23 protein-coding genes are annotated in these 21,306 nt (G+C 69.6%); 13 read left to right on the top strand and 10 right to left on the bottom strand.

Annotation, left to right across the window (positions count from 1 at the left end):
• The first annotated feature begins 6 nt into the window (after positions 1 to 6).
• Positions 7 to 1,770: a DEAD/DEAH box helicase gene (locus QE397_RS08355; RefSeq protein WP_307092811.1), complete on the top strand. Its 1,764-nt coding sequence runs from the start codon at positions 7 to 9 to the stop codon at positions 1,768 to 1,770.
• Positions 1,771 to 1,883: 113 nt separating this feature from the next.
• On the opposite strand, the gene QE397_RS08360 is transcribed toward QE397_RS08355, so the two are convergent.
• The gene (locus QE397_RS08360; RefSeq protein ID WP_307092813.1) at positions 1,884 to 2,084 is read right to left on the bottom strand and encodes a hypothetical protein; all 201 of its coding nucleotides are present in this window, start codon (positions 2,082 to 2,084) and stop codon (positions 1,884 to 1,886) included.
• 242 nt (positions 2,085 to 2,326) lie between these two features.
• Here QE397_RS08360 and QE397_RS08365 point away from each other — a divergent pair, with 242 nt between their 5' ends.
• The gene (locus QE397_RS08365) at positions 2,327 to 3,274 is read left to right on the top strand and encodes a DMT family transporter (protein WP_082544481.1); all 948 of its coding nucleotides are present in this window, start codon (positions 2,327 to 2,329) and stop codon (positions 3,272 to 3,274) included.
• Positions 3,271 to 3,618, top strand: coding sequence for a DUF952 domain-containing protein (locus tag QE397_RS08370; protein WP_027505177.1), 348 nt, complete (start codon positions 3,271 to 3,273; stop codon positions 3,616 to 3,618). The genes QE397_RS08365 and QE397_RS08370 overlap by 4 nt, the downstream gene beginning before the upstream one ends.
• Positions 3,619 to 3,630: 12 nt before the next feature.
• Here the strand turns inward: QE397_RS08370 and QE397_RS08375 are convergent, their stop codons facing one another.
• Together QE397_RS08375 and ppgK are read right to left on the bottom strand one after the other, a co-directional pair.
• On the bottom strand, positions 3,631 to 5,007 hold the full coding sequence (locus QE397_RS08375) for an RNA polymerase sigma factor (RefSeq protein WP_056444837.1): 1,377 nt from the start codon (positions 5,005 to 5,007) through the stop codon (positions 3,631 to 3,633).
• A gap of 247 nt (positions 5,008 to 5,254) precedes the next feature.
• A complete protein-coding gene (ppgK, locus tag QE397_RS08380) occupies positions 5,255 to 6,067 on the bottom strand; it encodes a polyphosphate--glucose phosphotransferase (RefSeq protein ID WP_081821182.1) in 813 nt (270 codons plus the stop codon).
• 146 nt (positions 6,068 to 6,213) lie between these two features.
• Here ppgK and QE397_RS08385 point away from each other — a divergent pair, with 146 nt between their 5' ends.
• Positions 6,214 to 7,125, top strand: a complete 912-nt coding sequence (locus QE397_RS08385) for an inositol monophosphatase family protein (RefSeq protein WP_222637633.1) — start codon at positions 6,214 to 6,216, stop codon at positions 7,123 to 7,125.
• A gap of 6 nt (positions 7,126 to 7,131) precedes the next feature.
• Here QE397_RS08385 and cei read toward each other — a convergent pair whose 3' ends face one another.
• The gene (gene cei, locus QE397_RS08390) at positions 7,132 to 7,812 is read right to left on the bottom strand and encodes an envelope integrity protein Cei (RefSeq protein ID WP_307092816.1); all 681 of its coding nucleotides are present in this window, start codon (positions 7,810 to 7,812) and stop codon (positions 7,132 to 7,134) included.
• A gap of 628 nt (positions 7,813 to 8,440) precedes the next feature.
• Between cei and QE397_RS08395 the strand changes: the two genes are divergently transcribed.
• Positions 8,441 to 8,743, top strand: a complete 303-nt coding sequence (locus QE397_RS08395) for a DUF4193 domain-containing protein (RefSeq protein ID WP_027505182.1) — start codon at positions 8,441 to 8,443, stop codon at positions 8,741 to 8,743.
• A gap of 15 nt (positions 8,744 to 8,758) precedes the next feature.
• Here QE397_RS08395 and QE397_RS08400 read toward each other — a convergent pair whose 3' ends face one another.
• Positions 8,759 to 9,304, bottom strand: coding sequence for a DUF3093 domain-containing protein (locus tag QE397_RS08400; protein ID WP_307092818.1), 546 nt, complete (start codon positions 9,302 to 9,304; stop codon positions 8,759 to 8,761).
• Between the two features lie 141 nt (positions 9,305 to 9,445).
• Here QE397_RS08400 and dut point away from each other — a divergent pair, with 141 nt between their 5' ends.
• Both dut and QE397_RS08410 read left to right on the top strand, forming a co-directional pair.
• The gene (gene dut / locus QE397_RS08405) at positions 9,446 to 9,913 is read left to right on the top strand and encodes a dUTP diphosphatase (protein WP_307097434.1); all 468 of its coding nucleotides are present in this window, start codon (positions 9,446 to 9,448) and stop codon (positions 9,911 to 9,913) included.
• Positions 9,914 to 9,915: 2 nt separating this feature from the next.
• Positions 9,916 to 10,758, top strand: coding sequence for a DUF3710 domain-containing protein (locus tag QE397_RS08410; RefSeq protein ID WP_307092820.1), 843 nt, complete (start codon positions 9,916 to 9,918; stop codon positions 10,756 to 10,758).
• Between the two features lie 22 nt (positions 10,759 to 10,780).
• On the opposite strand, the gene QE397_RS08415 is transcribed toward QE397_RS08410, so the two are convergent.
• Positions 10,781 to 11,485 (bottom strand): alpha/beta fold hydrolase, encoded by a 705-nt coding sequence (locus QE397_RS08415; RefSeq protein ID WP_261775620.1) that lies wholly within the window; start codon positions 11,483 to 11,485, stop codon positions 10,781 to 10,783.
• Positions 11,486 to 11,624: 139 nt separating this feature from the next.
• Here QE397_RS08415 and QE397_RS08420 point away from each other — a divergent pair, with 139 nt between their 5' ends.
• Both QE397_RS08420 and QE397_RS08425 read left to right on the top strand, forming a co-directional pair.
• The gene (locus tag QE397_RS08420) at positions 11,625 to 12,002 is read left to right on the top strand and encodes an OB-fold nucleic acid binding domain-containing protein (protein ID WP_027505186.1); all 378 of its coding nucleotides are present in this window, start codon (positions 11,625 to 11,627) and stop codon (positions 12,000 to 12,002) included.
• Between the two features lie 37 nt (positions 12,003 to 12,039).
• Entirely contained in the window at positions 12,040 to 12,729 is a 690-nt protein-coding gene (locus tag QE397_RS08425; RefSeq protein ID WP_051613201.1) for a DUF3159 domain-containing protein, read from the top strand.
• Positions 12,730 to 12,752: 23 nt separating this feature from the next.
• On the opposite strand, the gene QE397_RS08430 is transcribed toward QE397_RS08425, so the two are convergent.
• Both QE397_RS08430 and QE397_RS08435 read right to left on the bottom strand, forming a co-directional pair.
• Complete coding sequence (locus QE397_RS08430; RefSeq protein ID WP_027505188.1) at positions 12,753 to 13,418, bottom strand: TrkA family potassium uptake protein; 666 nt, start codon at positions 13,416 to 13,418, stop codon at positions 12,753 to 12,755.
• Positions 13,419 to 13,478: 60 nt separating this feature from the next.
• Positions 13,479 to 14,141 (bottom strand): TrkA family potassium uptake protein, encoded by a 663-nt coding sequence (locus QE397_RS08435; protein WP_027505189.1) that lies wholly within the window; start codon positions 14,139 to 14,141, stop codon positions 13,479 to 13,481.
• A gap of 123 nt (positions 14,142 to 14,264) precedes the next feature.
• Between QE397_RS08435 and QE397_RS08440 the strand changes: the two genes are divergently transcribed.
• Positions 14,265 to 16,277 (top strand): APC family permease, encoded by a 2,013-nt coding sequence (locus QE397_RS08440; RefSeq protein ID WP_027505190.1) that lies wholly within the window; start codon positions 14,265 to 14,267, stop codon positions 16,275 to 16,277.
• Positions 16,274 to 17,533: a class I SAM-dependent RNA methyltransferase gene (locus QE397_RS08445; protein ID WP_027505191.1), complete on the top strand. Its 1,260-nt coding sequence runs from the start codon at positions 16,274 to 16,276 to the stop codon at positions 17,531 to 17,533. Before QE397_RS08440 ends, QE397_RS08445 begins: the two co-directional genes overlap by 4 nt.
• A 4-nt stretch (positions 17,534 to 17,537) precedes the next feature.
• Here QE397_RS08445 and QE397_RS08450 read toward each other — a convergent pair whose 3' ends face one another.
• Together QE397_RS08450 and QE397_RS08455 are read right to left on the bottom strand one after the other, a co-directional pair.
• On the bottom strand, positions 17,538 to 18,383 hold the full coding sequence (locus QE397_RS08450; protein ID WP_222630970.1) for an ABC transporter permease: 846 nt from the start codon (positions 18,381 to 18,383) through the stop codon (positions 17,538 to 17,540).
• 2 nt (positions 18,384 to 18,385) lie between these two features.
• Positions 18,386 to 19,420, bottom strand: coding sequence for an ATP-binding cassette domain-containing protein (locus QE397_RS08455; RefSeq protein WP_307092824.1), 1,035 nt, complete (start codon positions 19,418 to 19,420; stop codon positions 18,386 to 18,388).
• 348 nt (positions 19,421 to 19,768) lie between these two features.
• Here QE397_RS08455 and QE397_RS08460 point away from each other — a divergent pair, with 348 nt between their 5' ends.
• Positions 19,769 to 20,452: a sigma-70 family RNA polymerase sigma factor gene (locus tag QE397_RS08460; RefSeq protein ID WP_307092826.1), complete on the top strand. Its 684-nt coding sequence runs from the start codon at positions 19,769 to 19,771 to the stop codon at positions 20,450 to 20,452.
• Positions 20,445 to 21,299, top strand: coding sequence for an anti-sigma factor domain-containing protein (locus QE397_RS08465; RefSeq protein WP_156380496.1), 855 nt, complete (start codon positions 20,445 to 20,447; stop codon positions 21,297 to 21,299). Before QE397_RS08460 ends, QE397_RS08465 begins: the two co-directional genes overlap by 8 nt.
• The last annotated feature ends 7 nt before the right edge of the window (positions 21,300 to 21,306 follow it).

Consider the following 21,306-nt stretch of genomic DNA (forward strand, 5'->3'; position numbering starts at 1 on the left):
CCGTTCATGACGGCCGAGATCGGCGAGAAGGTCGACAGCGCAGGAGGTCTCCCTGTGACAGGGCCGGCCGGAGTCGCCCTGCCGCCACTGCGCGCCTGGCAGCGGCGAGCGCTCACGAAGTACCTGTCGGCGGGTCCGACCGACTTCCTGGCCGTCGCCACTCCGGGAGCCGGCAAGACCACGTTCGCGCTCCGCGTGGCGCTCGAGCTGCTGAGCGACCGCACCGTGGACCAGGTCACGGTCGTCGCTCCCACCGAGCACCTCAAGCACCAGTGGGCGGAGGCGGCGGCGCGCGTCGGACTCGCCCTCGACTCCCGCTTCTCCAACAGCACCGGGCAGACGTCCAGCGACTTCCACGGCATCGTCGTCACGTACGCACAGGTGGCGTCGCACCCTTCCCGCCACCGGGTGCGGACCGAGAACCGCAAGACGCTCGTGATTCTCGACGAGATCCACCACGGCGGTGACGCCAAGAGCTGGGGCGAGGGCATCCGCGAGGCCTACGGCGACGCGACGCGCCGCCTGGCATTGACGGGAACGCCCTTCCGCAGCGACGACAGCCCCATTCCTTTCGTGAACTACGAGCCGGACGACGAGGGCCTGCCCCGGTCGCGCCCGGACCACAGCTACGGCTACGCCGACGCGCTGGCGGACGGTGTCGTGCGGCCGGTCGTCTTCCTCGCGTACTCGGGCGAGGCACGCTGGCGCAACAGTGCGGGCGAGGAGTTCGCCGCCCGTCTCGGGGAGCCGCTCAGCGCCGAGCAGACGGCGCGGGCCTGGCGTACCGCTCTCGACCCGTCCGGTGAGTGGGTGCCGTCGGTGCTCGCCGCGGCCAACACCCGGCTGCACCAACTCCGGCAGGGCGGCATTCCCGACGCGGGTGGCCTCGTCATCGCGTCGGATCAGACCACCGCGCGCGCCTACGCGGGAATCCTCGAGGCGGCGACGGGGGAGACCCCGACGCTCGTGCTGTCCGACGATCCCGGGTCCTCGGCCCGCATCGCCGAGTTCGGCGCGGGAACGTCGACCTGGATGGTGGCCGTGCGCATGGTGTCGGAGGGCGTGGACGTCCCGCGCCTCGCGGTCGGCGTCTACGCGACCAGCGCCTCCACACCGCTGTACTTCGCCCAGGCCGTCGGGCGCTTCGTGCGTTCTCGCCGCAAGGGTGAGACGGCGAGCGTGTTCCTGCCCTCGGTGCCGGTGCTCCTGGACCTGGCCAGCCAGCTCGAGGCGCAGCGCGACCACGTCATCGGGAAGCCGCACCGGGAGAAGGACGGTCTCGACGACGATCTGCTCATCGAGGCGAACCAGCAGAAGGACGAGCCCGGCGAGGAGGAGAAGGCGTTCACGTCGCTCGGTGCCGACGCAGAGCTCGACCAGGTGATCTTCGACGGCTCCTCCTTCGGCACCGCGACGTTCTCGGGCAGCGACGACGAGGCGGACTATCTCGGCCTGCCGGGCCTGTTGGACGGCGACCAGATGCGCGCGCTGTTGCGGAAACGGCAGGAGACGCAGCTGGCACGCCCGGCGATGCCCACGGAGACTCCGGCTCCGGTCACCCTCCCGCCCGCCGGGCGGTCCGCGGACGCCGCGAAGCTGGCCGATCTGCGTAAGGAGCTCAACGGCCTGGTGGCGATGCATCACCACCGCACCGGCAAGGCCCACGGCATCATCCACGGCGAACTCCGACGGAGCTGTGGTGGGCCGCCCACCGCGATCGCGACGGCGGAGCAGCTCACCGAGAGGATCTCGGCCCTGCGTTCGTGGTGACCGCATCACTGCACGAGCCCCGCGCACGACGAAGGGCGACCACCGGATCGGTGGCCGCCCTTCGTGGTGTCAGGAGTCGAGTGCTGATGCTGTGGGACCGAGTGCCCCGGTCATCACGCCATGGCGTCGGAATCCGCGTCCGCGACGATGGTGGCGTTCATCTCGAGGAGACGCGCTTCGTGCTCGTTGGCATGGTGACGGCAGAACAGCAGTTCTCCGCCGGTGGGGAGGACGGCACGCACCCGCGCTCCCGCTCCGCAACGATCACACCTGTCGGCAGCGGTGAGGGTGGTGTCGGTCAACAAATCGGGCATGACTCCTCCGTACTGACCGTGACTACCACGGTCCTGGGGTCGGTCCGCCACGTCGGTTCGACGCGGTTCGTTCACTCTTACAGACGTATGGGGTTCGTGCGTTGTTCCCACGCGGATGGCCGTGTGTTGTCACAGACACGAAACATGCTGGTGAACCACGTCCCTCTCGAGCATCGTTCGCTGTCGGCAGAACGCACCCGCCCCTGTGCGCCCGTGTCGCGACCGGTGGATACGGTTCGACCATGACGGATGTGGACGCGCGCGGCCTCGCGTCGGTGGGGCGTTCGTTCCCGCCGTGGTCGGTGCCGTTCGTCTTCGTGGTCGGAGCGCTCGCGCAGTATCTCGGTGCCGCCATCGGCGTCCATCTGTTCGACACCATCTCGCCGGCGGCCGTGGCGTGGCTGCGCGCGGCAGGCGCAGCGGCCGTTCTGCTGGCCTGGCGTCGTCCCTGGCGCACGCGATGGACGGCCCGCACCATCGCGGTGGCCGGTGGGTTCGGTGTCGTCACGGTGGGAATGAACCTGGCGTTCTACGAGGCGATCGCCCGCATCCCGTTGGGCACCGCCGTGGCGATCGAGTTCCTCGGTCCTGTCCTCGTCGCCGCACTCGGATCGCGGCGCGCTCGCGACGTGCTCGCACTCGTCCTGGTGGTCGCGGGAGTCGCGCTGGTGGCCGGAGCGCGATTCGACGTGGGCCTGGTCGGGGTCGGTTTCGCACTCCTCGCCGCCGGACTGTGGGCCGGCTACGTGGTGCTCGGGAAGTCGGTCGCGACGGCGGGCGACGGGCTGGACTCCCTCGCCGTCGGCATGGCGGTGGCGTCGGTGATCCTCGCCCCGCTCGCGTTGACGCCCCAGGTACTCGACGATCCGTCGGTGTTCACCGCGCCGTCCACGTGGCTGCTGGGTGTCGGGGTGGGTGTGTTGTCGAGCGTGATCCCCTACGCGCTCGACCAGGTGGTCCTGCGCACGGTCGGACGGGCACGGTTCGCGTTGTTGCTCGCGTTGCTGCCCACCACTGCGACGGTGGTCGGCGTCGTGGTGCTGAGGCAGGTGCCCTCGATCGCCGAACTCGCGGGCATCCTGTGTGTGATCGTCGCCGTCGCGCTGGGCGGTGTGGAACGACGCGCACGACCGGCGCCGCCGGCCGACACGACGCGACTGCAGGACCCGACACGAGAGGACGGCCGATGACCGAGATCCTGGTGCACATGTGCCCGGCGGCGGACTGGGAGGCGAGTGTGGCCGCGGGGGAGGTGGCACCCGCGTCGCTCGCCGAGCAGGGGTTCGTCCATCTGTCGACGCCGCAGCAGGTTCATCTCCCGGCCAACCGGCTGTTCGCCGGGCGCCGGGACATCGTGCTGCTGTCGTTGGACCCCACTCGACTGAAGGACCGGCTGGAGTGGGAGCCGGGAGTACCCGGTGATCCGAGTTCGATGCTGTTCCCACACCTCTACGGACCGGTCCCGCTCACCGCGGTGGTCGAGGTGCAGCCCTACCTGCCCGACGACGACGGGACGTTCGTCGCCGTCGGGTGAGGTGCGGAACTGTCAGTCGAGGTAGTCGCGCAGCACCTGCGACCGGCTCGGGTGCCGCAGCTTCGACATGGTCTTCGACTCGATCTGTCGGATGCGCTCACGCGTGACCCCGTAGACCTGGCCGATCTCGTCGAGCGTGCGCGGCTGGCCGTCGGTGAGGCCGAAACGCAGTCGCACGACACCCGCCTCGCGCTCGGAGAGAGTCTCGAGAACCGACTGGAGCTGGTCCTGCAGGAGGGTGAACGACACCGCGTCGACGGCGACGACGGCCTCGGAGTCCTCGATGAAGTCGCCGAGCTGGCTGTCGCCCTCGTCGCCGATGGTCTGGTCGAGGGAGATCGGCTCGCGAGCGTACTGCTGGATCTCCAGCACCTTCTCGGGCGTGATGTCCATCTCCTTGGCGAGTTCCTCGGGAGTGGGCTCACGACCCAGGTCCTGCAGGAGCTCACGCTGGATGCGTCCGAGCTTGTTGATGACCTCGACCATGTGCACCGGGATACGAATGGTGCGGGCCTGGTCCGCCATGGCGCGGGTGATGGCCTGACGGATCCACCACGTCGCGTACGTCGAGAACTTGTAGCCCTTGGTGTAGTCGAACTTCTCCACCGCGCGGATCAGACCGAGGTTGCCCTCCTGGATGAGGTCCAGGAACGCCATGCCGCGGCCTGTGTAGCGCTTGGCCAGTGACACCACGAGGCGCAGGTTGGCCTCGAGCAGGTGGTTCTTCGCCCGGTTGCCGTCGCGGCAGATCCAGGTCATGTCGCGGCGCTGGGCCACGGGGAGCTTCTCGCCCTTCTCGGCGGACTCGGCCATGAGCTGGACGGCGTAGAGACCGGCCTCGATGCGCTTGGCGAGCTCGACCTCCTCCTCGGCGTTGAGGAGGGCGACCTTGCCGATCTGCTTGAGGTAGGCGCGGACGGAGTCGGCGGAGGCGGTGAGTTCGGCGTCCTTGCGGGCCTGTCGCAGCGCCTCGGACTCCTCCTCGTCCCACACGAAGTCGCCCGACGCCTTGTCCTCCGGCGTGGGTTCGGTGGTCGCGTCGTCCTCGACCTCGTCGCCGACGGCGACGACCTCGACGACGTCCGACTCGGCTGCGAGCTCGCCCTCGGGAACGTCGATGTCCTCGATGTCCGCGGTGGGCTCGTCGGCGTCGTCGCCGGTCGCAGGAGACGTCGCCTTCTTCGCTGCGGTCTTCTTCGCTGCGGCCTTGCGCGGCGCGGCCTTCTTGGCTGCTGCCTTGCGCGGGGCCGCCTTCTTGGCCGGGGCCTTCGCGGGTGCGGTTCCGACGGCGCCGGGTGCGGTGCCGTCGGCCGACGCGGTGTCGACGGCCGGAGTGCTGTCTACTGCCGGCGCGGTGTCCGCGGTCTGACGAATATCGATGGCTGCCACGTACGCCCTTTCGTGACGGTGTCGTGCGGCGTCACGCCAGAGTGATGATCCGGCGGAGAGGTCTGTGGATTTCCCGGCGTGAAACCGGGGCGTGGACCATTGTAACGACCGCCGCGAGTGCACAGCACCAACGCGCGGGAGGACGCCGAGGTTCCCGGCTCACCGGCAGTGGGGTGTGAGTCACATCGCGCATCGGCGAGCCGACGCGGCGCAGGTCAGAGGGGCGCGTGTCCGCCCTCGGCGAGAATCAGGGCGCCACACCGGACTGTGCGGCGAGGGCCGCGCCGACGATTCCGGCGGCGTTGCGCAGCGTCGCGGGTTGCACCGGGGTGCGGTTGGTGAGCAGGGGGATCCACTTCTCGGCTTTGCGGCTGATGCCGCCGCCGGCGATGAAGAGGTCCGGCCAGAACAGATCCTCGATGCGCTCGAGCACGCGCGAGACCTCTTTGGCCCACGCCTTGTACGACAGTCCGTTGTCGTCCTTGACCGACGACGCGGCGCGGTGCTCGGCCTCCTTGCCGTCCACCTCCATGTGCCCGAGCTCCGTGTTGGGCAGGAGGACGCCGTTCTGCAGGATCGCGGATCCGATGCCGGTGCCGAAGGTCAGCAGGATGACCACACCCTTGGAGTCCTTGCCGCCGCCGAACTTGTCCTCCGCGATGCCCGCGGCGTCGGCGTCGTTGAGCACGGTCACCGAACGACCCCCGAGATGGTCGCGGAACAGCGCGCCGGCGTCGGTCCCGATCCAGCCCTTGTCGACGTTCGCGGCGGTTCGCGCCACGCCACCGGTGACGACGCAGGGGAGGGTGATGCCCACGTCCCCGGTCCACTCGAAGTGGTCGACGATGGCCGCGACCGTCTCGGCCACGGCCGTGGGAGTCGACGGTTGCGGGGTCTCGATCTTGTAGCGCTCGCCGATCAGTTCGCCGGTGGCGAGATCGACCACGCCACCCTTGACGCCACTGCCACCGACGTCGACACCGAAGCCTCGGCCCTCGGGGTGCGAGCCCGTCTTCCCGGCGATGGAGACCGGGCCGGGTTCGGTGTGGTCGTTCGTCATGACAGAACCTCCTGGTGGCGTACGCACGCGTCGGCGACCGGCGCGTTCGTGCGAGATCTGGTGCGCGCACGTCACCCTAGTTGCTGACGGCGTTCCCGGTCGCGCGGCACCGCGGCGGGTGGCGCGCCGTACCGTTCCGCCGCCCGATGTGTTCGGATTACCGGGTGACTCCTCATGACGATCTGCCGCAGGACGACTCGACGGGCACGCTCGACCCGGAGATGTTGCGCCGCATCGCCGTCGACGTCGCACGTGAGGCGGGACGCCACGTACGTCGGCGTCGGCCGGAGGTGTTCGGCGCGGGCGGTGCGGCGGTGGACGCCGTCCGGTCGAAGTCGACGCCCACCGATCCGGTGACGGTGGTCGACACCGAGACCGAACACGTCATCCGGGACCTGTTGAGCCGGCTGCGTCCCGACGACGCGGTACTGGGCGAGGAGGGCGGCGGGGAGGACATCGCCCCGTCCGGTGTCCGGTGGGTCCTCGATCCGATCGACGGCACCGTGAACTTCCTCTACGGCATCCCGGCCTACTCGGTCTCCGTGGCCGCGCAGATCGACGGTGCGTCGGTGGCGGGCGCCGTGGAGGACGTGGTGGGGGATCGCACGTACGCGGCGTCGCTCGGCGGCGGCGCGTGGTGCTCGGACGCGGGCGGAGACTGGGTGCGCCTGCGAGTCAACGACATCGACGACGTGGCACTCACGTTGGTGGCCACGGGATTCGGGTACGACGCGGCGCGCCGCCGCCGTCAGGGCGCGCTGATCGCGGCTCTGCTCCCCGAGGTGCGGGACGTTCGTCGCATCGGCTCGGCGGCACTGGATCTGTGCATGGTGGCGGCGGGGCGCGTCGACGCCCACTTCGAGCACGGGCTCAGCCCGTGGGACTGGGCGGCTGGCGCTCTGGTCGCGGCGGAGGCGGGTGCGCGGGTGATCACTCCGTCGCCGCACTCCCGCAGCGACGACGGCGAGGTGACGATCGCCGTGGCGGAAGGTGTGGCAGACGGGTTCCTGTCCGTACTCGACCGTCTCGGTGGCGTCGCCGCCATCGCGAAGGCCTGATCCGCGTCAGCAGTTGACGCGGTGCGCGGCGGCGAGCAGATCGACGTCCAGGTTCGGTGCCGCGGCGCCCGGAGCCACGTCCGCGAGCGAGCGGATGACCTCCTCGCCGTCGGTGTTCGGTTCCAGCGCACGAAAGTTGGTGCCCAGCGCGAGATCCACAGTGTCGTCCTCGCGGGTGTCCTGAACGAACTCGGCGCACGGCGCGACCAGTGCGACGGTGCCAGCGGTGGCCACGCCGGCCGCGCCGAACCGGATCTGAGCTATGCACTGCATGTTCTGGTCGACGTAGACCGGGTCGTTGCCCACCTGCACGTCCGGTGCGCTGGCGAAGCCGAAATCGCTGAGATCGGCGGCGATCTCGGCGGCCTGGCCGCCCTGTCCGTTCGCGTTGAACACGCGCACGCGGGTGGCGGACAACGGGGCGGGCTGGGTGTCCGTGACCGCCGAGGCGTCCACGACGCTGCCGGGCTCGGCGGCCGCGGGGGCGGCGGGATCGGAGGCCGGCTGGGGGGCGTTGCAGGCGACGGCGTCCGTGCCGGTCTCGGTCGTGGTCAGGATGTTCACCCACACGGCCGCACCGGCGAGGGCGAGCACGACGAGCACCACGAGGATCGGGAAGGCCCGACGCCGCGCGTACGGCCGCCCCTTGTCGTCGGTCGAGGAGCCGTGAGTGATGAGTGAGACCACGGGAGCGTGCCCTTCTGCTGATACGTGTCGCGCTGTCGTGTCACGGGCGGTGACTCGCTCACTGTAGTGGGCCGCGCCGGCATGTGACGCGCGACGCACGGCGGGTGGGAACGTCTGCACGGTCGACGGCGTTGGGCGGGGTGAACAGGTGAGATGCGGTTCCTGCGGGAGCCGTTCGCGCCACGACACACCGCGCTGGGCAGGGTGTTTTCCACACCGGCTCGTCGTCGGCTATTGTCTGGCGGCCCGGCGGATCGAACTCACGGCCGGTCGGGCTCCTCGGGCCTGCACGCCCGCAGCAAGCGAATGTTTCCCGTCACGGGGATTCGGGCACAGTCGGCTCACCCGCACGCCGGCCGTCATCCGTCAGGACGACGGCTGCGAATAGGTGAGCGAGAAGGACGGAGATCCTCCCGGCGGAAGTCGGGAAGAAGTCCGACCGGATCGATGTTCTGCCACGAACAGCAGACGAGGAACACGAACGACCTGCATCGGGATCCGAGGGTGTGAGTCCGACAGAGGACGAGTTCGTCGAACAAGAAGCGGTCGACGTCTTGAACATCCCCCATGAAGGCGATCGAAGGAGACCGGGCACACCCGGTCTCAGCAGGAAGGTAAGGGGAACAACATGGCCACCGATTACGACGCACCACGCCGTACCGAGTCCGACGACGTGTCGGAGGACTCCCTCGAAGAACTGAAGGCACGCCGCAACGAGGCGCAGTCCGCCGTCGTCGACATCGACGAGACGGACACCGCGGAGTCCTTCGAACTGCCGGGCGCAGACCTGTCCGGTGAGGAACTGTCCGTGCGTGTCGTGCCGAAGCAGGCCGACGAGTTCACGTGCTCGAGCTGCTTCCTGGTGCATCACCGCTCGCGGCTGTCGTCCGACAACGGCGGCGTTCTGGTCTGCCGCGACTGCGCGGCCTGACCGAGGAGACCTCCGTCAGGAGGTCGGTGGCTGCGGAGTCAGAGCCGCAGCCACTGCATCCGGGTTCCGGGTGCTCACCAACCAGTACGGTGTCGGGTCGTTCTCGTCGTCGAGGACGACCAACACCATCGGCTTGACCCACGAACGATGCTGAACGAAGGCGGAGGGGTCGAGCTGGCGTCCGAGGGCGGCACTCTTCGCCGTCCCCGGCACCACCGCCACCCGATCGATCACCGATGCGGGGAGCCGAGCCTTGCCGGCGTGCAGCATGCGCTCGCCGTTCTGCTCCGTCACCTCGACGCGCATCCGGCCCAGGTACGAGACCACCCAGATCGCGAACGGCACCAGCACCACGTACGGCAGCCAGGCCATCACGCCGGGTGATCCCATGTGCACCTCGGCCGACAGGATCGCCGCGACGCCGATCGCGGCCACCCAGTACCAGACGGGTACGCGGAGCCGTTCGCTGTAGACGACCGTCTCACCCCCGCCGTCGTGTGCCGTCCCGGACGTCCGGGTGGCGTGATCTGCTGAGGTCTCTCTCGAAGCTGCGTCGGACACCTCTCCAGAGTAGAGGGTCGGACGGGCGGGAGGTCGACGGTGCATCGGCGAGTAATCTCGACCGATGTGAGCGATCTGACGGCCGAGACGGCGACACGCACGACCCGCGGAGACCAGGGATCGGCACCGGCCGTCGAGACGGTGGCCGTCAGACGACTCGATCCGGACATCCCGCTGCCCGTCCGTGCACACGCCGGTGACGCGGGTGTGGACCTGTGTTCCACCGTCGACGTCGTCATCGAACCCGGTGAGCGTGCCATGGTCGGTACGGGTATCGCCGTGGCGCTGCCGGTCGGCACCGTCGGCCTGATCCACCCCCGGTCCGGCCTCGCCGCGCGAGCGGGATTGTCGGTGGTCAACACGCCGGGAACGGTCGATGCCGGTTATCGCGGCGAGATCATGGTCTGCCTCATCAACCACGATCCACGCACCCCCATCGAACTGCGGCGCGGGGACCGCATCGCCCAGCTGCTGGTGCAGCGGGTCGAACTGCCCGACTTCGTCGAGGTGGCCGAGCTGGACGACACCACCCGTGGTGTCGGCGGCTACGGCTCCAGCGGCGGACACGCGGTTCTCGATGCCGTCACCGCCAGCGAGAAGGAGAACTGAGCATGTTCGGACGCAAGAAGAAGGGGCGCGACGACGTCGACGCCACCGATCTCGACTCCGCGCAGGACGTCGAGGTCGAGGAGGTGGACGAGGTCGACGAGGTGGACGGTACGGCGGACGACACCACCGGGCCGTGGTCGATCGACGACCTGGACGGCGACCGCGAGAGCATCGCGGAGGGACGGCTCGACCTGGGGTCCGTGCTGTTGATGCTTCCGGCCGGCGGACAGCTGCAGGTCGAGATGACGCAGGCCGGCGCACCCCAGGCCGTCCACATCGTCACTCCGAACGGGCGCATCACCGTGGCGGCCTTCGCCGCTCCGAAGTCGCCCGGTCAGTGGCGTGACGTCGCCGCCGAGTTGGCCGACACGCTGCGCCGCGACAACGCGCGGGTGGCCACCGAGACCGGCCCGTGGGGCCGTGAGGTGGTGGGCTCCGCGGCCGGCGGGGATCTGCGTTTCATCGGCGTCGACGGGTACCGCTGGATGATCCGCGGCGTGGCGAGCGGACCGGCAGGCAGTGTCGAGGCCGGATCGCCGCTGGTCGAGCAGGCGCGTGCCGTCGTGGCGGCGACCGTGGTCGATCGCGGCTCGGATCCGCACCCGGTGCGGACGCCGTTGCCCATCAGTCTGCCGCCGGCACTCGCTCAGCAGCTCGCGGCCGCGCAGCAGCAGCAGATGGCTGCCGCACAGGCGCAGGCCCGGGCGGCGGTGCAGCAGCAGGTACCCCAGCAGCAGGTACCCCAGCAGCAGGTACCTCAGCAGCAGGCCCCCGACGCGGACGCCGCTGCCGAGGCGCAACGTCGGCGCGGGCCCTCCGGTTCGGCGATGCAGCAGCTCGACTGAGTTCTCGGCGAGAGCAGCTCGACTAGGACCCGCCCGTCGCACGCCGGAACGCGGTGACGCCCAGCCTGCCGAGCTCGCCCGGGGACGCGGCGAGGACGTCGAGCGCGAAGGTGTCGAGGTGCGCCGTGGGAAGAGCCGCGCACCAGTCCTGCGCGACACCGAGCGGATGCACCGGGTCGTCGATCGCTGCCACCACGCCGACCGGCACCGCGAGGGATCGCAGGTCGTCGAGGGTGGGTGCCACGTACCGGGCGGCGTCGTCCAGCGCCGTCGGCAGCAGCGGCCACTGTGCTCGCCACGACCGCGTCAGCGCCTCGGCGAGCCACCGCGGACTCGACTGCGCCATCGCCGCCACCGACGCATCGAGGCCGTGGGCCCGCAGCGTCGCCGCCGTCGCGGCGGCACCGACCGCAGCGGGGGAGTCGCCCGGAGATCCGGTCCACGCCGGCATCGCGAGGACGGCGCCCTGCGCGGCGCCCCGACGGTCGAGCGCCCACCGCGCCGCGACCGCCGCGCCGAGTGAGACACCGCCCACGATCAGGTCCCCTCGAACGGCGCCTCGTACGTGGTCGAGCGCCCGCACGTAGCCCCCGACGACGTCGGCGGGTTCGGGCTCGATCACCCGCAGCGACCAGCCGAGATCCGCCACGACATCACCGAAGGCCCCCTCGACGAACGACGCGTCGGAGCCGGTGCCGGGCAGCAGTACGACGGTGGTTGTCTCCATGGTGTCCGCATCTTCTCGTGGCGTTCACCGACCCGACCGGCCGGGTGTGGTGAGGCGTGCTCGGAAAGGTCTACAGTGGCGCTGACAGAAGCAGAACATCCGCCGCGGAAGGCCCGCGCGAACCGCTCCAGGAGCACTCATGGCACCCGCTGCCGCAGGATACTTCCGCCGCATGGCCCGGAAGTTGACCGAGGACATCGATCAACTCGATGCCGAGGAGTTGGAGTCGACGTCGAAGGCGTCCGGCGCCCAACGAGCATGCGATTGCACTCGCGGTGACGAGGTCACCATGGTCGGACGGCTCCGCAGCGTCGAGACGTGCAGCAAGGCCGCCAACGCCATCGTCGAGGCCGAGTTCTTCGACGGCACCGACACCATCTCACTGATCTGGATCGGCCGACGCAAGATCGCCGGCATCGAGTCCGGCACGCAGTTGCTGGTCCGTGGTCGCGTGGGGGAGCGCGAGGGCCGCAAGGTCATCTACAACCCGTACTACGAGCTGCGCACCGAGGACTAGTTCTTCGGGAGCCGCATCGTCTGGCACCCTGAACTGCATGAGCGAGTCACCGAACAGTCAGCCCACCGAGGACGCGCCTCCCGAGACGATCCTGTCCCAGCTCGGTGGGGTCAGCGGACTGGTGTTCTCCACCCTGCCCGTGCTGGTCTTCGTTCCGGTCAATTCCCTCGCCGGTCTCACCGCGGCCATCTGGGCCGCCCTCGGTCTGGCCGTGGCGATCCTGGTATGGCGCCTCGTGAAGCGGGATCCGATCCAGCCGGCCGTGTCGGGATTCTTCGGCGTGGCGGTGTGCGCGTTCATCGCCTACCGCACCGGAGACGCCAAGGGCTACTTCCTGTTCGGGATCTACACCTCGCTCGCGTACGGCGGGGTGTTCCTCGTCTCGATCCTCGCTCGTCGGCCGCTCGTCGGCATCGTGTGGGGCTACCTCAACGGCACCGGCAAGGCCTGGCGCGAGCATCGGGCCGCCGTCCGCGCGTACGACATCGCGACGTTCGCCTGGGTTCTCGTGTTCGTCGCGCGGTACGTCGTGCAATCGCAGCTCTACGACTCCGACCAGACCGGGTGGCTCGCGGTCGCCCGCATCGCGATGGGCTGGCCGCTCGCGGCGGTCGCGTTCGCCGTCACGTTCTGGGCCGTGCGACGGGCCGACGCTGTCGTGGCCGCAGCGACGCACCGGGAGAGCGAGACCACCGAGGTCGTGGACGCGGACCGCATCGAGCCCTGACGGCTGTCGGTCGGTCCTGTCCGTCAACGCTGGGAGAGTCCCAGCACCTCGCGGAGTTCGTCCTCGACGTCGACGGTGGTGACGAACAGCAGTTCGTCGCCGCCCTCGAGCGGGTCGTCCTTCTCCGGGACGATGACGCGGCCACCGCGCAGGATGGTGACCAGCGCGACGTCGCGAGGAAGCGTGATGCGGCGCACCGGCTTGCCCGCCAGCGGTGTGTTCGCCGGCAACGTGATCTCCACGAGGTTCGCCTTGCCCTGGCGCAACGTCATCAGGCGCACCAGATCTCCCACCGAGACCGCCTCCTCGACGAGCGAGGCCAGCATGCGCGGTGTCGACACGGCGACGTCGACTCCCCACGACGCGTCGAAGAGCCACTCGTTGCGCGGGTCGTTGACGCGGGCGACCACTCGGTCGACGCCGAACTCGGTCTTCGCCAGCAGGCTCAGGACCAGGTTGGCCTTGTCGTCGCCCGTGGCGGCGATGACCACGTCGTACGACTCGATGCCGGCGCCCTCGAGGGTGGCCAGCTCGCAGGCGTCCGCGTGGATCCACTCGGCCGCCTCGACCGATGCCGGGTCGACGTGGTCGGCCTTGCGTTCGATCAGCAGGACGTGATGGTCGGACCTGAGGAGCTCGCGGGCGATCGAACGGCCCACGGCTCCCGCTCCGGCGATGGCGACTCTCATGACGGATCCTTCGAGTGACAGGTCTGGTGCGGGGACGGACACGAGGTGAGGCAGGAGCCGTCAGTCCTCGGGCGGAGGGTTGCTCGCGAGCGCCACGGCCTCGGCGACCATGCCGTCGACCGCCGCGATCCACACCTCGTCGTCGGCCTGGATCACCGTCTTGCGGTCGGGCAGGAGTCCGGCACCGAAGCGGATGATGAAGGCCACTCGGGACTTGGTCGCACTCTCGAGCGCGGTCACGCCCTTGCCCACCCATCCCTCGCCGATGTCGAGGCGGGCCACCGCGACGCTGCCCGACGGATCGCGCCACTTGGTGAGCTCGTTGTCGTGGATCAGCGTGTGCAGGAATCGATCCGTCGTCCACGGCACCGTGGCCACCGTGGGGATGCCGAGGCGTTCGTACACCGCGGCGCGCTTGGCGTCGTAGATGCGCGCGACGACGCGCTCGACACCGAACGTCTCGCGGGCGACACGCGCGGAGATGATGTTGGAGTTGTCGCCCGAGGACACCGCGGCCAGTGCGTCTGCCTTCTCGATGCCCGCCTCGACGAGCACGTCCCGGTCGAACCCCATGCCGATCACCTGACGTCCGGTGAAGTTGGGACCGAGCCGGTGGAACGCGGTGGGATCGCGGTCGATGACCGCGACCTCGTGGCCGATGCGGGTGAGTGCACCCGCGAGGGCGGAGCCGACGCGGCCACACCCCATGACGACTACGTACAACAGACGCTCCGTTCGGGAGTCGAGAGGACGGTGCCCAGGTGATTGCTGCCGGGAGGGACTTCGCGCAACGCTATCGGTCACCCTGCCCCACGGTCGAGCCCGGTACGGCCTACGCTCTGCGATGTGTCCAAGCTTTCGACGGCCACCAAGAGGCTGCTGCTGGGTAGGCCGTTCCGTAGCGACACGCTCGGACACACGCTCCTGCCCAAACGCATCGCCCTCCCGGTGTTCGCGTCCGATGCCATGTCGTCCGTCGCCTACGCGCCCGAAGAGATCTTTCTGGTGCTGTCGGTCGCCGGGATCTCGGCGTACTCGTTCTCCATCTGGATCGGTCTCGCCGTCGCCGTCGTCATGGCGGTGGTCGTGGCGAGCTACCGCCAGAACGTGCACGCCTACCCGTCCGGCGGTGGCGACTACGAGGTGGCCACCACCAACCTGGGACCGACCGCGGGCCTGACCGTCGGCAGCGCCCTCCTCGTCGACTACGTGCTCACGGTCGCCGTGTCCATCTCGGCCGCCGCCTCCAACATCGGATCGGCCCTGCCGTTCGTCGCGGAGCACAAGGTGCTGTTCGCGGTCGCCGCCATCGTGCTCATCACCTCGATCAACCTGCGCGGCGTCCGCGAGTCCGGTACCGCGTTCGCGATCCCCACCTACGCCTTCATGGTGGGCATGGTCGTCATGCTCGTGTGGGGCCTGGTGCAGGTGTACGTCCTCGGCGACGACGTGTCGGCCGAGTCGTCGAACTTCGAGCTGCAGGCGGAGGACAGTCACCTCTACGGCATCGCGTTCGCGTTCCTGCTGGCGCGCGCGTTCTCCTCCGGGTGTGCGGCGCTGACGGGTGTCGAGGCCATCTCCAACGGCGTGCCCGCCTTCCGCAAGCCGAAGTCGCGCAACGCCGCCACGACGCTCCTGCTGCTCGGCTCGATCGGCATCACGTTGCTGCTCGGCATCATCCTGCTGGCGGAGAAGATCGGTGTGAAGTACGCGGCGGACCCGGCGACCCAGCTCGTCGGGGCTCCCGAGAACTACCAGCAGAAGACGCTCATCGCGCAGTTGGCCGAGGCCGTGTTCCGGCACTTCACGCCCGGCTTCTACTTCATCACCATCGTGACGGCGCTGATCCTGGTGCTGGCCGCCAACACCGCCTTCAACGGGTTCCCCGTACTCGGGTCGATCCTGGCCCAGGACCGCTTCCTGCCCCGCCAGTTCCACACCCGCGGCGACCGGCTCGCGTTCAGCAACGGCATCCTGTTCCTCTCGGCCGCCGCCATCTTCTTCGTCGTCATGTTCGGCGCCGAGGTGACCAAGCTGATCCAGCTCTACATCGTCGGAGTGTTCGTCTCGTTCACGCTCAGTCAGACCGGCATGGTGCGGCACTGGACGCGGTTGTTGCGGACGGAGACCGACCCTGCGCAGCGCCGGTCGATGATGCGGTCGCGTGTCGTCAACGGCATCGGCCTGGCCATGACGGGCGCCGTCCTGGTGATCGTCCTGCTGACCAAGTTCCTCGCGGGTGCCTGGATCGCGATCATCGCGATGCTGGCGATCTTCGGACTGATGAAACTGATCCGCAAGCACTACGACTCGGTGGCCACCGAGCTCGCCGACGTCGAGTGGGACGGTGTGCTCCCCAGCCGCACACACTCCATCGTGCTCGTGTCCAAGCTGCACAGCCCGACTCTCCGCGCCCTCGCGTACGCCCGTGCGACCAGGCCGGACACCCTCGAGGCGATCACGGTCAACGTCGACGAGGCGGACACCCGCACCCTGGTGCGCGAGTGGGAGAAGAGCGACCTCAGTGTCCCGCTCAAGGTGGTCGAGTCGCCGTACCGCGAGATCACCAAGCCCGTGCTCGACTACGTGCGCCGGGTCAAGCGGGACTCACCGCGCGACGTCGTCACCGTGTTCATCCCCGAGTACGTGGTGGGTCACTGGTGGGAGCAGGTGCTGCACAACCAGAGTGCGTTGCGACTGAAGAGTCGCTTGCTGTTCCAGCCCGGCGTCATGGTCACCAGCGTGCCCTGGCAGCTCAACTCGTCCGAGCGGGCGAAGCGCGAGAGCCTCGAGAACGCACCGGGCTCGTCCCGTCGTGGTTACGAGCCCACCTCGGCCGAACGGCGATCCGAACGATGACCGACTCGTGGCTCGGCGCGGTCGTCGAGGTCCGCGTGGGCAAGCCGGGACACGGCGGCTTCTGCGTCGCACGGCACGAGGGCCGCGTCATGTTCGTCCGGCACAGCCTTCCCGGCGAGCTGGTGACGGCGCGGGTCACCGAGGACACCGGCAAGTCCTTCTGCCGCGCGGACGCCGTCGAGATCCTGGAGGCCTCGCCCGACCGCATCGCGCCGCTGTGTCCCATCTCCGGCCCCGGTGGGTCGGGATGCTGCGACTTCTCCCATGCGACCGCCGAGGCCGGACGCCAGATCAAGGCGGCCGTGGTCGCCGAGCAGTTGAGCCGCGTCGGGGGCATCGAGCGCACCGTCGAGGTGGAGTCGCTCGGTGATCAGACCGGCTGGCGGACGCGCATCCGGTTGGGTGTGGACGACGAGGGACGGCCCGGTTTCCACCGGCTCCGCAGCGCCGACATCGTGACGGATCTGGCCTGCCCACAAGCGGTTCCGGGGATGTACGACGGGCTGGCTGCCCGGTCGTGGACGCCGGGCGCCGATCTCGCGGTGGCCGTGGACTCCGACGGGACCCGTCACGTCGTGGAGATCGCTCCTGCCGTCGACCGTCGCGTGCGCGCCGACACCGGTCGTCGCGGCGCCTCGTCGCGCCGCGCCGCGAAGTCCGGTGACCGCGCGCACCGGGTGCGCGCGGGCTCGGGTCGGGCCGTCGAGCGCGTCGGGTCGCGCGAGTGGACCGTGGACTCGTGGGGGTTCTGGCAGGCTCACCGGGCGGCTGCCACGCAGTACGCCGAGGTGGTCCGGGAGTGGTCCGGTGCTCGGCCCGGTGACACGGCCTGGGACCTCTACGCCGGTGCGGGCACCTTCGCGTCCGTCGTCGCCGAGGCGGTCGGACCGGGCGGCACCGTCGCAGCGGTCGAGTTCTCCCACCGGGCGGTGGTGGACGGGCGTGCGGCGGTGACGGACCTGCCGCAGCTGTCGATGCAGGCAGCGCCCGTCGAGCGCGCGATCGGATCCCTGCCGCCACAGCCGTCCGTCGTCGTCCTCGACCCGCCACGATCCGGCGCCGGCAGACAGGTGATCGCGGCGGTCGCCGGTGCGCACCCGGATCGTGTGGTGCACATCGGGTGCGACCCCGCGTCCTTCGCACGGGACGCGGGGCTCTACCTCTCGCACGGCTACCGCCTGGAGAATCTCCGTGCGTTCGACGCCTTCCCGATGACCAGCCACGTCGAGTGCATCGGATCGTTCGTCCGGGACTGACGCGTCACTTGGCGTTGTACAGGCGCATCGTGATCGGTCCGAACACCGCCAGCAGTCCGACGGACCAGATGCCGGTCCACATCAGCGCGTCCGTCTCGAGCACACCGTCGGCGAAGCCGCGCAGCGTCGTCACCAGATGCGACACCGGATTGACCGACACGAACGCCTGCAGCCACCCGGGCATCGTCGTCGGGTCGACGAAGATGTTGCTGGCGAAGGTCAGCGGGAACAGCACGAGCATGGACACGCTCATCACCGCGGTCTCGCTGCGCAGCATCAGCGCGAACATCGTCCACACCCACGAGACGCAGAACGAGAACGCCAGCAGCAACGCCACCGACGCCAGCACGCCGAGCACGCCGCCCGCCGGCCGGAAGCCCAGCGCGAGACCCAGCACGAGCACGATCGTCGAGGCGAGGGTGTAGCGGACCACGTCTCCGAGCAGGGCGCCGACCAACGGCGCCGGCCGCCAGATGGGCAGCGACCGGAACCGATCGAAGACGCCCTTCTCGATGTCTTTGTTCAAGGTCAGACCCGTGTACATCGTGATCATGACGACGGTCTGCACCAGGATGCCCGGCAGCAGGAACTGGATGTAGGCACTGGTCGAGCCCGCCAACGCGCCGCCGAACAGGAACGTGAACATCAGCGTGAACATGACCGGGAACATGGTCACGTCGAACAGCTGCTCGGGGACGTGCTTGATCTTCAGCAGGGCTCGCCACCCGAACGAGAGCGCCGCCGACATCGACGACGGTCGATCGGGACGGGGACCGGAGTCGCGGAGCAACTCGGCGATGCTCGGCTGCGCGGTGCCCGTCGCGGCGGTGGGGGAGTTGGTGGTGGTCATTCTCAGGACGCCTCCAGTTCTGTCGTTCGTCCGGTCAGTGCCAGGAACACCTCGTCCAGGCTGGGTTGCCCGAGGGCGTAGGTGGTGACGCCGATGCCGTCGTCCGACAGCGTCGCGAGTGCGCGGGCCACCAGGGCGGTGTCGTCGACCAGCGCTGTGACGGCGAAGGGATCGGACTCGAGAGTCACGTCGGTGTGCAGGGTCGCGCGCAGGACGTCGGCGGCGTCGTCGCGGCGCGACTGTTCCGCGACGCGGACGTGCAGCGACCCCGAGCCGACCGATGCCTTGAGCTGACCGGTGGTGCCCTCGGCGATCACGCGGCCCCGGTCGATGACTGCCACCCGGTCGGCCAACTGATCGGCCTCGTCGAGGTACTGCGTGGTGAGCAGGACCGTCGTGCCGCCGGCGACCAGGGAGCGCACGATCTCCCACACCTGGTTGCGGCTGCGGGGATCGAGACCCGTGGTCGGCTCGTCCAGGAACATCAGCTCCGGCGTGACCACCAGACTCGCCGCGATGTCGAGGCGGCGCCGCATACCGCCGGAGTACGCCTTGACCTGCTTGCCGCCGGCCTCCACCAGATCGAAGACGCCCAACAGCAGATCGGCACGCTCCCGCGACGCCGGGCGCGAGAACCCGTACAGCCGCGAGAGGAGCACCAGGTTCTCCACTCCGGTCAGGTCCTCGTCCAGCGAAGCGAACTGGCCCGTGAGCGCCACCGTCGACCGCACCGCGTCGGACTCCGTCGCCACGTCGTGGCCGAGCACGCGGGCCGACCCGCCGTCGATGCCGGTCAACGTCGCCAACATGCGCATCGTCGTGGTCTTGCCGGCCCCGTTCGGCCCCAGCACCCCGTAGACCCCGCCCCGCGGGACGGCGAGATCCACGCCGTCCACCGCCACGGTGTCCCCGAACCTCTTCACCAGACCGACCGCCTCGATCGCCAGGCCCCCGGCCTTCCCGTCCGTCGGCGGCCGGCCTCCGGCCTTCCCGTCCTCCAGCGGCCGGCCTCCGGCCTTCCCGTCATGTGTCGTCATGTGAGTGCTGACTCCTGATCCGCCACGATCTCATCGGTATGTCCGGATCGTCCGATCCGGTGCGACGAGCGTCCCGCAGTCATTGCAGGTCCGCAACGGGTTTTTCGCCGGAGACGCCGGTCACCGATCCACTCACGCCCCGGTGACGAATGATTCCTGCACGATGTACGCGCCGTGGCGTGGGCGCCATTGCCCGGCGACGTGGGCGCCATGACCCGGTGGCGCGTACGCCAGGACCGCGACGCGCAGGACCACGATCGCCGAGGGGGTGAGGATATGACGACGATGGCCACTAGTCTCATGGTCGATGAACTCGACGATGAACGTCTCGCAGCGAGGTGGGGGTCTGTGAGCGCCGGAGGTACGAGCGCAGCCGACCCGAGCGCCGGCGAGCCTCGGCACCGACGCGCCCCGGACGACACCGCCGATCCGTCGTGCCCCGTTCCCGATCCCGACCTCAAGCGTCGGCGTGTCGCCGAGGCCGACGAACTGCGTGCGATGCTCGCACGTGTCGCCACCGGTGACCGCCGAGCGTTCGCCGATCTGTACGACGCGACCTCGTCTCGGGTGTTCGGCATGGTGCTGCGTGTGCTGCGCGATCCCGGGTTCAGCGAGGAGACCGCGCAGGAGGTGTTCCTGCAGATCTGGAAGACGGCCGACCGATACGACCCCGCGCAGGGGTCTCCGCTCGCCTGGATGATGACGTTGGCGCATCGCCGCGCCGTCGACCGTGTCCGGTCGGAGCAGTCCGGCACGGATCGCGAGGCGCTCTACGGCTCCTCGACCCACAGTCCCGCGCACGACGAGGTCCTCGAATCCGTCACCCAGACCCTGGAGTCGGAGTCGGTGGTCCGATGCCTGGACACGCTGACGGAGACCCAACGCGAATCGGTACGGATGGCGTACTACAGCGGGTTGACGTATCGGGAAGTGGCCGAGCGCCTGGGCGTGGCCGTTCCCACCGTGAAGTCCCGGATCCGGGACGGTCTGATCAAGTTGAAGAATTGTCTGGGGGTGGAGACCGGTGAGTGACGGAGAAGGTCGCCATCGCCGCCATGACGACGCGTCCGCACCCGACGACGTGTCGGAGCAGGATGCGATGCAGGACGTGAACGAGATGAACGACAGCGTGGTGGACGACGCCTACGCCTACGCACTGGACGCGATCGACCCCGCCGAGAGGGCGGACATCGAACGCAGGCTCGCGCAGTCGGACGCGGCGACGCGGTCGTGGTTCGAGAGCATCGTCGAGTCGGTCGACGAGACGATGGCGCTCAGCGCGTCGTCCACGGCCGCGGAACCGCCCTCGTCGTTGCGTGCGAGCATTCTCGCCGCGGTGGAGAGCACTCCGCAGGGTGATGCCCGGCCACTGGCCGATTCGATCGACGACGCTCCGGTCGCCCCGGTGGTGTCGCTCGACGATCGCCGCCGCACACGCCTGCGCGTGCTCGCGGCAGCCGCGGCGGCCGTCGTGATCGTCGGAGTGGGCGGCGCCGTGGTCACGCAGCAACTGGGAGACGCACCGTCGTCGCCCACGTCGCAGGTGCTTGCGGCCGGTGACATCAGGACCAGCACCGTCGAGGTCGAGGGTGGCGGTACCGCCACCGTGCGCTGGTCGCGCTCGCAGGACGCCGCCGTGGTCACGCTCGACGGGCTCGCGGAGCCCGGCGACGGCAAGGTGTTCGAGATGTGGCTCATCGGAGAGGATCCCGCGCCGCGCCCGGCCGGTCTCGTCCCCGCCGATGCCGCCACGCCCGCGCGCGAGCACGTCGTCACAGGCTTGAGCGACGCGACCACGTGGGCGGTGACGGTCGAGCCCGAGAGCGGTTCGGACGCACCCACCACGACGCCCATCGCCGCGGTCACGCTCGACGCCTGAGCGCAGC

Source organism: Rhodococcus sp. SORGH_AS_0301, assembly GCF_030818285.1.
In the GTDB taxonomy this organism is placed as follows: Bacteria; Actinomycetota; Actinomycetes; order Mycobacteriales; family Mycobacteriaceae; genus Rhodococcoides.

Coding starts and splice junctions, on each gene's coding strand:
- QE397_RS08365 (WP_082544481.1), top strand. CDS start 2,327: ATGACGGATGTGGACGCGCGCGGCCTCGCGTCGGTGGGGCGTTCGTTC.
- QE397_RS08355 (WP_307092811.1), top strand. CDS start 7: ATGACGGCCGAGATCGGCGAGAAGGTCGACAGCGCAGGAGGTCTCCCT.
- QE397_RS08455 (WP_307092824.1), bottom strand. CDS start 19,420: ATGACGACACATGACGGGAAGGCCGGAGGCCGGCCGCTGGAGGACGGG.
- QE397_RS08430 (WP_027505188.1), bottom strand. CDS start 13,418: ATGAGAGTCGCCATCGCCGGAGCGGGAGCCGTGGGCCGTTCGATCGCC.
- QE397_RS08410 (WP_307092820.1), top strand. CDS start 9,916: ATGTTCGGACGCAAGAAGAAGGGGCGCGACGACGTCGACGCCACCGAT.
- QE397_RS08370 (WP_027505177.1), top strand. CDS start 3,271: ATGACCGAGATCCTGGTGCACATGTGCCCGGCGGCGGACTGGGAGGCG.
- QE397_RS08450 (WP_222630970.1), bottom strand. CDS start 18,383: ATGACCACCACCAACTCCCCCACCGCCGCGACGGGCACCGCGCAGCCG.
- QE397_RS08415 (WP_261775620.1), bottom strand. CDS start 11,485: ATGGAGACAACCACCGTCGTACTGCTGCCCGGCACCGGCTCCGACGCG.
- QE397_RS08420 (WP_027505186.1), top strand. CDS start 11,625: ATGGCACCCGCTGCCGCAGGATACTTCCGCCGCATGGCCCGGAAGTTG.
- QE397_RS08385 (WP_222637633.1), top strand. CDS start 6,214: ATGTGTTCGGATTACCGGGTGACTCCTCATGACGATCTGCCGCAGGAC.
- QE397_RS08425 (WP_051613201.1), top strand. CDS start 12,040: ATGAGCGAGTCACCGAACAGTCAGCCCACCGAGGACGCGCCTCCCGAG.
- QE397_RS08395 (WP_027505182.1), top strand. CDS start 8,441: ATGGCCACCGATTACGACGCACCACGCCGTACCGAGTCCGACGACGTG.
- QE397_RS08445 (WP_027505191.1), top strand. CDS start 16,274: ATGACCGACTCGTGGCTCGGCGCGGTCGTCGAGGTCCGCGTGGGCAAG.
- ppgK (WP_081821182.1), bottom strand. CDS start 6,067: ATGACGAACGACCACACCGAACCCGGCCCGGTCTCCATCGCCGGGAAG.
- QE397_RS08360 (WP_307092813.1), bottom strand. CDS start 2,084: ATGCCCGATTTGTTGACCGACACCACCCTCACCGCTGCCGACAGGTGT.